Below are 12,384 nucleotides of genomic sequence, written 5' to 3'. Positions count from 1 at the left end.
GTCAACGGGCGGGCGTGGCGCGCAGCGCGTCCGCGATGGCGGTGCGCAGCAGCTTGGGCTGGCGCTCGTCGTCGTAGGGCAGGGGGCGTTGCGGCAGCGTGTCGTCGCGCGGGTCGAAGCCGTGCAGCCAGCTGTGCTTGTCCATCAGCCCCCAGCACAGCAGGCGGCGCAGCCGCGGTGCGGCCAGCGTGACGTCCAGCCAGTCGCGCGCCACGGCGGCCACGCCGGCATCGCGCTGCGCAAAGTCGGCGGGCAGGCCCTTGTCGTTGACGTCGAACTCCGTGATGAGCAGGTCCAGGTCCAGCGCCTGCACCTCGTCCAGCCAGCGGCGCCACTCGGTCACGTCGGCCGCGCTGGCCTGCGGCCGCGCGACGATGTGGCCCTGGATGCCCAGCGCCTGCACCGGCGTGCCCAGGCGCTTGAGCTCGGTCAGCAGCTTCAACACGCCGCTGCGGTGGCGGGCGTTGTTGCCGCCGCCCCAGCTCATGTAGTCGTTGTAGACCAGCTGCGCTCGGGGCGCGTGTTCGCGCGCGAGGCGGAAACACAGGTCGATCTGCGCCACACCGCCAATGGGCGCGCTGAACACATTGCGGCGCAGCTCGCCGGTCTCGGGTGCGATGGCTTCGTTGACGACATCCCAGCTCTCGATGCTGTCGCCGAAATGGCGGCAGGTGGTGCTCACATGCTCGGCCAGCACGCGCCGGGCGGCCTCGCCATCGGTCGCGCCGAAGTTCAGCGCATTGACCCAGGCCGGCAGCCACTTGGGCTCCAGCCACAGCAGCGTGTGGCCGCGCAGCGCCATGCCCTGGGCGCGCGCCCAGCTGAACATCTCGTCGGCGGCAGCGAAGTTGTAGGCCTTGCCCGGGTCGGGGCGCAGGGCTTGCCACTTGGTTTCGTTCTCGGCCACGAGCACGCTGCACTCGCGGGCCGTGAGCTCGCGGTAGGCCAGGTCGTGAAAGCGCGAGCTGCGGCCCAGGCTGCCCAGCGTGCTGCCGAAGCGCAGGCCCTTGGCGCGGGCCAGCGCATCCAGCGACGGTTCCGCCGCGGGCGCGGGTGTGCCAGCCGGCGTGGGTGTGGCCAACGGCGTGGTGCAGCCGGCCAGCGCCAGGCCGGCGGCGCCGAGGGCCAGGCCCTGGGTTGCGAGGCGTCGAGAGAGGGGCATGCCTGTCCAAGCGGGTTGTCTTGTTGGTATCGCTATCATAGAAATCGACGCGAATCTCGGGCTTAGTGGTTTGCCAGGGTGTCTGGCTCGCAGGGTCGGCTCTTAAACTCAAAATGATTGCGCAAACATTCAGAGACATGATCACGATTCTCAAAATGCCAGGCCTTGCTTGGCGGGCGCCGCTGCGGGGCCTCGCACTCGGGCTGGCGTTCTGCAGCGCTGGCGCGTTGGCCTGCGACACGCCGGCCTCCGTCTGCGACCGCGACGCGGGCCACAGCTTTGGCCTGGTGCGCGGCGGGCAGCCGGCGGCTGTGGTCGTGGAGGCCGGCGCCGACCCCGCGCTGCAACACCTGGGCCGCAGCCTGGCGGGCGACTTGCAACGCGTGGCGGGTCGCCCGGCAGCGCTGCTGGACGGCGTGGCCCGGGCGCCGCGCGAGCTGGTGCTGGTGGCGCAGCTGGGCCGCAGTCCGCTGCTGGCCGCCCTGGCTCAGGCCGGCAAGCTGCAGACGGCGGACCTGGCCGGGCAGTGGGAGGCGTTCCGGCAGGTGGTGGTGGAGCAGCCCTTCCCGGGCGTGGACCGCGCGCTGGTCATCGCGGGCTCGGACCGGCGCGGAGCCGTGTTCGGCGGCTATGACCTGTCGGCCCGCATCGGCGTCAGCCCCTGGCACTGGTGGGCCGACGTGCCGGTGGCGCGCCGGGCCGATGTGTTCATCACGCCGGGCGCGCGGCGCGACCAGCCGGGCGTCAAGTACCGCGGCATCTTCATCAACGATGAGGCGCCCGCGCTCAGCACCTGGGCCCAGGCCAAGTTCGGCGGCGCGAACGCGAAGATGTATGCGCATGTCTTCGAGCTGCTGCTGCGCCTGAAGGCCAACTACCTGTGGCCGGCGATGTGGGCGCCGCGCGCCTTCAACGCGGATGACCCGCGCAACATGGTGCTGGCCGACGAGATGGGCATCGTGATGGGCACCTCCCACCACGAGCCCATGAGCCGCGCGCACGACGAATGGCAGCGCTTCAAGGGCGGCGCCTGGGACTACACCAGGAACGCGCCGCAGCTGCGCGAGTTCTGGCGCGGTGGCATCCAGCGCATGATGGGCCGGCCCGACGGCAGCGCCTTCGACACGCTGGTCACCGTGGGCATGCGTGGCGACGGCGACGAGCCCATGAGCGAGCACACCGCCACCACGCTGCTGGAAACCATCGTCAAGGACCAGCGCCGCCTCATTGCCGAGGTGACCAAGCAGCCGGCCGACAAGACGCCGCAGATGTGGGCGCTCTACAAGGAGGTGCAGGACTACTACGACGCCGGGCTCAAGGTGCCCGACGACGTGCTGCTGCTGTTCGCCGACGACAACTGGGGCCAGATCCGCCGCCTGCCCGACCCGGCCGCGCCCCGGCGGCCCGGCGGCTACGGCGTGTACTACCACTTCGACTACGTCGGCGGCCCGCGCAACTACAAGTGGCTGAACACCAACCAGATCGAGAAGACCTGGCAGCAGATGGACCTGGCCCGCGCGCATGGCGCCGATGCGCTGTGGATCGTCAACGTGGGCGATATCAAGCCGGTGGAGTTCCCCACGCACTTCTTCCTCGACATGGCCTGGGCGCCCCAGGCCATGACGCCGGACGCGCTGAAGGCCTACCCGCGCCACTGGGCGGCATCCACCTTCGGCGCCGCACAGGCGGCCGAGATTGCCGAGCTGGTCACGCGCTACAGCCAGTACGCCGCGCGCCGCAAGCCAGAGCTGGTGGATGCGAACAGCTTCCGTCTCGGGCCCATCACGCCTGACGCGCTGGTGGGCGGTGACTTCGGCCGCCGCATCGCCGAGTGGGACGTGCTGGAAGCCCGCGTCGCCCAGGTCAAGGCGCAGCTGCGGCCGGACCAGCTCGACGCCTACTTCCAGCTCGTCGAGCACCCGGTCATCGCGTTGGCCAACCTCTACCGGCTCTACTACGCCGTGGCCTGGAACCGCGCGCTGGCCGCCAAGAACGACCCGCGCGCCAACGTGTTTGCCGACCAGGCCGAGGCGCTGTTCAAGCGCGACCAGGCCATCAGCGACCAGTACCACGCGCTGGCCGGCGGCAAGTGGGCCGGCATGATGCTGCAGGTCCACATCGGCTACACGACCTGGCAGCAGCCCGAGAAGAACCTCATGCCGGCCGTGAAGCGCGTGGCCGGCTCGGTGGATGCCGCGGTGGTGCAGCGGCAGCTGACCCACGCCCAGCCCGCCGGGCCCTTCGCGCCGCAGGTCGTCGAGGCCACGCAGTACGTGCGCGCCCACAACGCCAAGGGCCTGAGCTGGACGGCCATCCCCAATCTCGGCCAGCACCAAGGCGCCGTGCTCTCGCTGCCGCAGGGCCGTGCCGCCACCACGCTGGCCGACGACGTCAGGCTGGAGTACGAGGTGCAGACCGAGCAGCCCCAGCGCTGGACGCTGGAGCTGCACATGGTGCCCACCGTCGACGTGCGCAAGGCCGGCGGCATCCGCATCGCCGTGGCCATCGGCGACCGGGCGCCGCAGACGCTGACGCTGCAGCTCGTGCCCACCGCCACGTCGGCCGACACGCGCGAGCAGAAGGACTGGTCCAAGGCCGTCATCGACAACAACGTCGTGCTGCGGGCGGCGCCAGTGCAGCTGCCGGCGGGCAAGCATGTCGTGCGCCTCTGGCGCCTGGACGACAACGCCGTGCTGCAGCGCCTGGTGCTGGTGCCGGGCAACGTAGGCGACGCGGTGCTGCGCTCCGCCGCCGCCGAGACCGGCCAGTACCGCAACCTGCTGCGTGAGCTGCGCCCGGACATCACCGAGGCCGACATCACCGCCAAGCTGGACAGTTACTGGCGCTCGCTGTTCGAGGGTGGCAAGGATCAGCGCATCGTCTACCCCGCCGCCGCCACGCCCGACGGCCCCGCCGCCTATGTGCTGGACGTGGGCAACAACGACGTGCGCAGCGAGGGCATGTCCTACGGGATGATGGTGGCCGTGCAGATGGGCCGCAAGGCCGAGTTCGACGCGCTGTGGAACTGGGCCTGGACGCACATGCGCTACCGCAGCGGCCCGCGCCAGAGCTATTTCCGCTGGCAGTGCAAGCCCGAGGGCTGCGCCGGCTTCGGCAAGGATGCCGTGCCCGCCTCCGACGGCGAGGAGTACTTCGCCACCGCGCTGTTGATGGCGGCCTCGCGCTGGGGCAACGGTCAGGGCATCTACGACTACAACGCCCAGGCGCAGGAACTCCTGACCGCCATGCTGCACAAGGAGACGATGAACGGCGGCATCAAGGACGGCGCGCGCGCCATCTTCTCGCCGCAGCACGGCCAGGTCGTGTTCGTGCCGGTGGGCGACGCGGCGGACTTCAGCGACCCGTCCTACCACCTGCCGGCGTTCTACGAGATCTGGGCCCGCCGTGCCGCCAAGGCCGAGGACCGCCAGCGCTGGCGCGAGATCGCCGACATCAGCCGCGCCTACTTCTCCAAGGCCGCCCACCCGCGCACCGGCCTGACGCCCGACTACGCGCACTTCGACGGCCGCCCCAAGGTGCTGGAGGGTCATGAGGACTTCCGCTACGACGCCTTCCGCACCGCCGTGAACTGGAGCGTGGATCAGGCCTGGTGGGGCAAGAACCCGGCGGCCTACGGCCTGAGCCACAAGCTGCTGAACTTCTTCGCGTCGCAGAAGCAGCCCTACACCCACCTCTACACGCTGGACGGCAAGCCGCTCAACGACGAGCCATCCAAGGGCCTGATCTCCTGCAATGCGGTGGCCGCGCTGCTGGTGGACGAGGCGCAGGCCGCGCCCTTTGTCAACGCCCTCTGGGCGCTGGAGCCGCCCACCGGCCAGTGGCGCTACTACGACGGCCTGCTGCAGTTCATGAACCTGCTGCACATCACGGGGCGCTTCAAGGCCTGGTGAGATTCACCTGCAAACGCGCAGGGCGCTGAGCCGAGGGCGGGGTGGCTGTCCCTAACATCGCCCGCACGCACCGCGGTGCGTGCAACCAAGGGATGCCATGCAGAAAGACCACCGGGGCCGTGCGCGGCTCGCGCTCCTGACCCTCACGCTCGCTGCCGGCCAGGCCTGGGCGCAGACGCCGCCCGTGCCGCCGGCTGGGGCCGCGTCGGCCGCTGCGGCTGCCGGCGCCCGCCCGCCGGTGGTGCTACCTGACCCGTCCGAGCCCAAGCCCTTCGACAAGGTCATCACCTCGGACGCCAAGACCCAGCAGGGCCTGTTCGCGGTGCACCGCGTCAAGGCCAAGCTGTACTTCGAGATCCCCAAGGCGCTGCTCGACCAGCCACTGCTGATGGTGGCCAATGCCACCGCGGTGCCGGCCGGGCAGGACCACGTCGGCCGCGCGCTGCACCAGGACGTGCTGCGCTTCGTGCTGCACCAGAACCGCGTGCTGGTACAGCGCGTGTCGCACAGCGCCGTCACGGCGCCCGGCAACGTGATGGCCGACGCGGTGGCGCAGTCGCAGCGCGAGGCCATCCTGGCCGTGTTCCCGGTCGAGGCCTTCGGCAAGGGCGGCGCGCCGGTCATCGAGGTCACGCGGTTGTTCGCGTCCGAGTTCGGCGACTTCAGCGCACGCTCGGTGGTGCGCGGTTCGGCCGATGCCAGCCGCAGCTATGTGGACAGCACCAAGGCCTTCGCGGGCAGCGTCCGCGTGGATGCGGTACAGACCTACAGCGTCGCCCCCACGCCCGTGCCCGCCGCACCCGGCGTGCCGGTGCTCGTGGCCGGGCCGGCACCGCGCAGCGTGTCGGTCAACGTGGCCTACAACATCGTGCGCCTGCCCGAGCAGCCCATGCAGCCGCGGCTGCTGGACGACCGCGTCGGCTTCTTCAGCGTCAGCCGCATGGACTTCGGCGCCGGCCTGCAGGAGGCCCGTCAGCAGCGCGTCATCACCCGCTGGCGCCTGGAGAAGAAAGACCCCGCGGCCGCGCTCAGCGAGCCGGTCAAGCCCATCGTCTGGTACATCGACAAGGCCACGCCCACGGCGCTGGTGCCCTTCGTCAAGAAGGGTATCGAGGCCTGGAACATCGCCTTCGAGGCGGCCGGCTTCAAGAACGCCGTGCAGGCCCGGCCCTATCCCACGGCCGAGGAAGACCCCGAGTTCGACCCCGAGGACGTGCGCTACAGCGTCATCCGCTGGGTGCCGTCGCCCATCCCGAACGCCTACGGCCCGCACCTGGCCGACCCGCGCAGCGGCGAGATCCTGAACGCCAACATCGTCATGTATCACAACATCCTGCAGCTGCAGCAGGACTGGTACGTCACGCAGGTCGGCCCGCTGGACCCGCGCGCCCGCAAGCTGCCGTTGCCCGACGACCTGATGGGCGAGCTGGTGGCCTACGTCGTCACGCACGAGGTGGGGCATTCGCTGGGCTTTCCGCACAACATGAAGGCCAGCTCGCAATACCCCGTGTCCAAGCTGCGCGACGCGGAGTGGCTCAAGACCATGGGCCATGTGCCCACGCTGATGGACTACAGCCGCTTCAACTACCTCGTGCAGCCCGAGGACAAGCTGGACCCGGCGCTGCTCATCCCCAAGATCGGCCCCTACGACATCTTCGCCACGCGCTGGGGCTACACGCCCATCCCGAGCGCCAAGACGCCCGAGGACGAGCGCCAGCAGCTCAACCTGTGGGCCCGCGAGCAGGAGGCCAAGCCCTGGCTGCGCTTCAACGCGCCCAAGGCCGAGGGCGGCGATGTCGGCGAGAACACCGAGGCCGTGGGCGACGCCGATGCGGTGACCGCCACCGGCCTGGGCCTGGCCAACCTGCAGCGCGTGATGAAGATGCTGCCCGCCGCCGTGCCGCAGGACGGCGGCGACGATCAGCTGCTGCTGCGCCTGTACCAGGCCACCTGGCAGCAATGGGCGCGTGAGATGGGCCATGTGGTGGCTGTCGTCGGCGGCTACGAGGTGCAGAACAAGCACAACGACCAGCCCGGCGCCATCGCCAAGCCCGTGCCGCGCGCGCAGCAGGCGCGGGCCATGGCCTTCCTGACCCGGCATGTGCTGGCCACGCCCGACTGGCTTCTGGACCCCGCCATCACGCAGCGCCTGAGCCCGTATGCGGCCGGCACGCTGTTGACGCTGCAGCAGCGCTCGCTGCTTCGCCAGCTGCTGGCGCCCGCGCGCACGCTGCGCCTGGTGACCCAGGAGGCCACGCTGGGCAGCGGCGCCTACCGGCTGCAGGACCTGCTGGCCGATCTGCGGCGTGGTGCATTCGGCGAGCTGGATGGCGCGGCCGCCATCAGCGCGCCGCGCCGCAGCCTGCAGCGCGCGCTGGTGGAGACGCTGACCAGCCGGCTGAGCGCGCGCAACCTGCTCGGCAGCGACGACGGCGAAGCCCTCATCCGCGCCGAGCTGGTGGACCTGCAGCGCGTGCTGGCTGCTGCGGCTTCGCGCGGCGACATGGGCCGCCGTGCCCACCTCGCCGCGTTGGGCGACGGCATCGCCAAGGCGCTGGACCCGCGCTTCGCGTCGGCCGCCATCGCCCTGCCGGTGGTGGTGCCCGTGTTTGGCCACGAGGCCAGCGAGCCGGCCCAGCCCCACGCCTGCTGGCCGGGCCACGCGCATTGAGCGCCCTTGCCCCTGGCGCGCTGACCCGCCTTTGAGGGGGCCGCCCTGGCCGCGCCGCCGCGTGCGGCCGGGGACAATCGCGCGCATGCGGAGGGCAAGCATCCAGGCGGATCAGGGCAGGGTAGGTGCATGGGCATGGGCCTGAGCGGCGCCGTGCCCGCCTGGCCACGCCGACGCCCCCGCTGGCCGCTGCCGCCGGCGGCGCTGCTGTCGTTGCTGGCGCATGGAGTGCTGCTGTCGCTGAGCTTCGGCCAGGGTCAGGGCTTGCCGGGGCTGGACTTCCCCTGGCAGAAGCGCCGCGTCGAAGCGCCTGAGCTGCGCGTCGTGCTGGCGTCGCCCCCGCCCGGGCAGGCGGCGCTGCCCGCGCCCGAACTGCCCCAGGACGCCGCGGCCGCGGTGGCCACCGCCCCTGCCGGGCCGACGGATGAGCCGGCGGCCATTGGCGCACTGGCGGAAGCGGCGCCGGGTGCCGGCGATGCGGCCGCCAAGCCAGAAGTGCCCGAGGTGCGCCTGCTGGCCGCGCCGGCGGCCGACGCTACCGTGGAGGCGCCGCCCGCCCGCGCCGTGCTCACCACGCCGCGCCCCGTGGCGGCCTGGGCGCTGCCGGCGGCCTCGGCCGTGCCGGCGGCTGCCGTGGCCGTGATGGCCGGCGCCAGCAGCCCGGCCGTGCAAGCCCTGCAGCGCGAGCGCCTGCAGCCCCGCAGCGACGTCGTGAGCGACCTGGGCGCCGTGCAGCCGCCTGCGCCCGCGGCCGTGGTGGCAGCGCTCACCGCCGCGTCCGGCCCCGCCGTGGAGCGCGTGAAGCGCAGCGGCGATGCGCTGCGCCTGCTCGGCGAGCGGGCCGGCCCGACGCTGCCGGGCGAACGGCCCGAGGGCATCGCGCTGCCATCAGCCGTCGTCTCCACACTGGGCCTGACCGCCGGCAGCAGCGTGCAGGCGCTGCGGCGCGGCAGCGAGGCCTTGCGGGCCGGCGGCGCAGCCGCGGACCGTGGCGCCGACATCGCCCAGCTGGACGCTGCCCGCCTGCAGGCCCAGCAGGGCGCGCAGCAGCTGGAGGCCGCCCGCCAGGAAGCGCTGCGCCAGGACGCCCAGCGGCTGGAGGCGGCACGCGCCGAGGCGCTGCGCCTGGCTGCCGAGCGCGCCGAGGCGGCCCGCCAGGCGGCCGCGCGGGCCGAGCTGGCGCGGCAACAGGCGGTGCAGGCGGCGCAGGCGGAGGCCGCCCGCCTGGCCGCCGCCCAGGCCGAGGTCACACGCGCCGAAGCGGCCAACGCCGAAGCGGCTCGCCTCGCGGCCGCACGCCAGGAGGCCGAGCGCGCCGAGGCCGCCCGTCAGCAGGCCGCCCGGCTGGCCGCCGCCCAGGCGCAGGCCCGCGCCGAGGAGGAGCAACGCGAGGCCCGCAAGCGCGCCATCGGCCGCCAGCTGGACGAAGAGGCCGCCCGCCGCGACGCCCAGCGCGACCCCGAGCGCCAGCGCCCCGACTGGGTGCCGGCGCGGCGCGGCCGCCTGTTCGGCCGCATCGACAGCCATGCCGAGCTGGCGCTCTACGGCGAGGCCTGGGCGCGCAAGATCGAGAACAACACGCCACCCGACACCGTGCGCGAGCTGGCCCGCCAGCCGCACAGTGCCGCCGTCGTCACGGTGGCCGTGCGCAGCGACGGCTCGGTGGAGGCCGTCACCTTCGTGCGCTCCAGCGGTGTGCCCGCGGTGGACGAGGCCATCACACGCATCGTGCGTGCACAAGCCAACTACCCGGCCTTCCCGCCGGGGCTGCTGCGGGACTACGACGTGGTGGAGATCCGGCGCAGCTGGCAGTTCGACACGGCGGTGCGTCTGAATTGATCACGCCCTGCATGGCGATGCCGTAGCGATGCCCGATATCTCGGCAGCAAACAGAGATCTGTTCACCGACCAAGCCATGCCAAGCGGGTGTCGCAGGCCGCTGGCCCGAGTCCAGGCACGTGCCCCTGCCGGCAACGTGTTCGATCTACGGTCCCGTCGTGGCGCCGTTGTCGGCGGTGTCAGGCCCAAGGCCATAGAGCTTGCCAGCGCCCGCCCAGTCAGTGGGCTGCACGTCTTCGAAGATGACGTAGACGTAGTTGGGATCGGTGCCGGTGTGGCGCGCGATGCTGGCGGTCACGTCGGCTGCGACGGCCTGCTTGGTGGGGGTGTCTTTGCCGGCGAACCAGCTGATGCGAACAACGGGCATGGGAGCTCCTTGAGAGGGGTGAGCGCCTGCGGCGCGTGGGGTGAACGTGGGGGCAGGCCCGGGCTTGGCACGCAGGCGCGGTGGATCGGGATGCCGGCTCAGCCTGCACCGTCGGCCAGGCGTTCCCACAAGCGGGCAGCGACGCGCGCATCGATGCCGTGGCCAAGGTGCGGAAAAATGTCTAGCGTCACGGTTGCGCGTAGCGCTTGCAACTGGGTGTAGGCGTCGACCGATGCCTGGGTTGGGACGACGGTGTCGGCCTGCCCATGCAGCAGGTGGATGCGCATGCCGGGCAGCACCTGCGTTGGCGCGACGGCAAATCGGCCCGCAAGCGCAGCCACGCGGCTGGCTGCAGGCAATGCTTGCTGGGTGGTCGCCAGCGCCATGATGGCGCCCTGCGAAAAACCCAACAGCGTCGTGTGGCTGGCGGGTACACCGCTGTGTTGCTGCCAGCGGGCCACGGCCTGCAGAAAGCTCGGCATTGCATTGGCGACACGGTCGGCACGGTTGTCGTCTGTGACACCTCGTACCGAGAACCACTGCCAGCCCAGGCCCTGATCAGAGGGCTGCGATGCCTGCACACTGATGATCCATGCGCGTGGGTGGCGGATGGCAAGTGCAGTACCCAGAGCGTGCAGATCCTCGGCGCTCCCGCCGACGCCGTGGAAGAGCAGGAAGAGATGCGCGGCCGGGGTGCCGTTGAGGTCAGGCTGCTGGACGATCAGGTCGTTCATGGCACGGGCATGCGGTGGTAGTGCGCCATGGGCTAGGGTCAGGCTTTGCGCAGCCAAGTGGGTGCGATCGCGGTGCCAAGGCCGGCACCGTAGCCGAGATAGATGTTCAGTCCGGCCAGCGGTTCCAGGTAGCGTGCGTTCTTCAGGCTGCCGGCGTCGACGGTGTCGAAACCGATGCTGGCGGCCAGTGTGGCGGCACGCTGCTTGGCAGCGGCGTCGTCGCTGGCGAGAAAGACGGGCACCTTACCGGCGGTGCCGAAGTCCGCGCCACCGGCCAGCACCTGGGCAAAGACGGTGTTGAACCCCTTCACCACCGCGGCGGCTGGGACCGACTTGGCGATCTCCTCGGCAGCGGAGGTGCTGTGGCCGAGTGTCAGGCCCATGTAGTCGGGCGTCAGCGGATTGGTGATGTCGATCACGGCCTGCGCGGGCTGGATGTCTGCCGCCTGCAGCGCTGCGATGGCATCGGCGTAGCCGGTGGCCAGCACGACGATGTCTGCGCCGTGGGCGGCGCCGTTCGCGGGTACTGCACGTGCACCGGAATGCGCCGCCGCGACTGCGGCGGCCTTGGCCGGGTCGCGAGCGGTGACGCTGACCTCGTGGCCGGCGCGAACCAGTTGACTGACGAAGGCTGAACCCATGTTGCCGGCGCCGATGACGGTGACTTTCATTGCTTGACTCCTGGTGGTGAAAGCAGCGGGCTTGCTGCGATGTCCGGCACTTTATGAATCCTTGTGAGTGGGATAAATGGCCTTTGTAGGGACTGATAGGTTCGAAAATCAGGACAATCCGGCATGGATCGATTTCTTGAAATGCAGGCCTTTGCGGCGGTGGTGGACAGCGGCAGCTTCGTGCGTGGTGCAGACGCCTTGCAGTTGTCGAAGTCCGTGATCTCGCGGCTTGTGGCGGACCTGGAGGCCAGGCTGGGTGTGCGGCTGCTGCAGCGCACGACCAGAAGGCTCTCGCTGACGCCAGAGGGCCAGGTCTTTCTAGAGCGGTGTCGCCATCTGCTCGCCGATGTGAACGATGCAGAGGCCGAGGTCACGCGTCACGCGGGTGAGGTGATTGGCGAGCTGCGTGTCAGCGCACCGGTGAGTTTTGGGCTGCAGCAGTTGGCGCCGTTGTGGCCGGCCTTCATGGCGCGACATCCCCAGCTGTTGCTGGATGTGACGCTGGCCGACCGCTTCGTTGATCTGGTTGATGAGGGCTACGACATGGCGCTGCGCATCGCGCGGCTGCCTGCGTCATCGCTGGTCTGTCGCCAGCTGGCCAGCACCCGACTGGTGCTGTGCGCCTCGCCGCAATACCTGCAGCAGCACGGCGAGCTGAACCACATCGACGAGCTCGCCGGGCGTACGGTATTCGCCTACAAGCTGCTGAGCACGGGAGATCAGTGGCATTTCACAGGTCCGAAAGGGCCGGTGTCCGTGAAGGTCACACCGCGCATGCGCAGCAACAGCGGTGACTCCTGCGTTCAGGCCGCCTTGCAGCACCAGGGGCTGGTGCTTCAGCCCAGCTTTCTCGTCGGCGAGCCGCTTCGCTTGGGTAGGCTGGTGGAGGTGTTGCCGCAGTACCGTTCGATTGAGCTCGGCATCTACGCGGTCTATCCCAGTCGCAAGCAATTGGCGCCCAAGGTGCGCCGCTTGGTGGACTTCCTGGTTGAGTCCTTCCGCACGCCGGCCTGGCCGGCGTGAGCCCGG

At 70.8% G+C, this 12,384-nt stretch carries 8 protein-coding genes; 4 read left to right on the top strand and 4 right to left on the bottom strand.

Annotation, left to right across the window (positions count from 1 at the left end; all coding sequences use genetic code 11):
- Position 1 precedes the first annotated feature (1 nt).
- Positions 2-1,162 carry an endo-1,4-beta-xylanase gene (locus tag NYO99_RS17355; RefSeq protein ID WP_268168507.1) on the bottom strand — a complete coding sequence of 387 codons (1,161 nt, stop codon included), beginning with the start codon at positions 1,160-1,162 and terminating at the stop codon, positions 2-4.
- A gap of 155 nt (positions 1,163-1,317) precedes the next feature.
- Between NYO99_RS17355 and NYO99_RS17350 the strand changes: the two genes are divergently transcribed.
- From NYO99_RS17350 to NYO99_RS17340, 3 genes are all read left to right on the top strand, one after another.
- The gene (locus tag NYO99_RS17350; RefSeq protein WP_268168506.1) at positions 1,318-5,073 is read left to right on the top strand and encodes a glycosyl hydrolase family 8; all 3,756 of its coding nucleotides are present in this window, start codon (positions 1,318-1,320) and stop codon (positions 5,071-5,073) included.
- A 97-nt stretch (positions 5,074-5,170) separates the two neighbouring features.
- The gene (locus tag NYO99_RS17345; protein WP_268168505.1) at positions 5,171-7,744 is read left to right on the top strand and encodes a zinc-dependent metalloprotease; all 2,574 of its coding nucleotides are present in this window, start codon (positions 5,171-5,173) and stop codon (positions 7,742-7,744) included.
- Between the two features lie 129 nt (positions 7,745-7,873).
- Complete coding sequence (locus NYO99_RS17340; protein WP_268168504.1) at positions 7,874-9,583, top strand: TonB family protein; 1,710 nt, start codon at positions 7,874-7,876, stop codon at positions 9,581-9,583.
- Between the two features lie 145 nt (positions 9,584-9,728).
- Here NYO99_RS17340 and NYO99_RS17335 read toward each other — a convergent pair whose 3' ends face one another.
- From NYO99_RS17335 to NYO99_RS17325, 3 genes are all read right to left on the bottom strand, one after another.
- Entirely contained in the window at positions 9,729-9,950 is a 222-nt protein-coding gene (locus tag NYO99_RS17335) for a tautomerase family protein (RefSeq protein WP_268168503.1), read from the bottom strand.
- A gap of 98 nt (positions 9,951-10,048) precedes the next feature.
- Positions 10,049-10,684: an esterase gene (gene ypfH, locus NYO99_RS17330; protein WP_268168502.1), complete on the bottom strand. Its 636-nt coding sequence runs from the start codon at positions 10,682-10,684 to the stop codon at positions 10,049-10,051.
- A 38-nt stretch (positions 10,685-10,722) separates the two neighbouring features.
- The gene (locus NYO99_RS17325; RefSeq protein WP_268168501.1) at positions 10,723-11,355 is read right to left on the bottom strand and encodes an NADPH-dependent F420 reductase; all 633 of its coding nucleotides are present in this window, start codon (positions 11,353-11,355) and stop codon (positions 10,723-10,725) included.
- Between the two features lie 141 nt (positions 11,356-11,496).
- On the opposite strand from NYO99_RS17325, the gene NYO99_RS17320 reads away from it, so the two are divergent.
- Positions 11,497-12,378, top strand: coding sequence for a LysR family transcriptional regulator (locus NYO99_RS17320; protein WP_268168500.1), 882 nt, complete (start codon positions 11,497-11,499; stop codon positions 12,376-12,378).
- The last annotated feature ends 6 nt before the right edge of the window (positions 12,379-12,384 follow it).

The sequence above is a fragment of the Roseateles hydrophilus genome (assembly GCF_026712245.1).
In the GTDB taxonomy this organism is placed as follows: domain Bacteria; phylum Pseudomonadota; class Gammaproteobacteria; order Burkholderiales; family Burkholderiaceae_C; genus Pelomonas; species Pelomonas hydrophilus.
The sequence above is the reverse complement of the archived record's forward strand: the minus strand, read 5'-3'. Positions and strand labels throughout refer to the sequence as shown.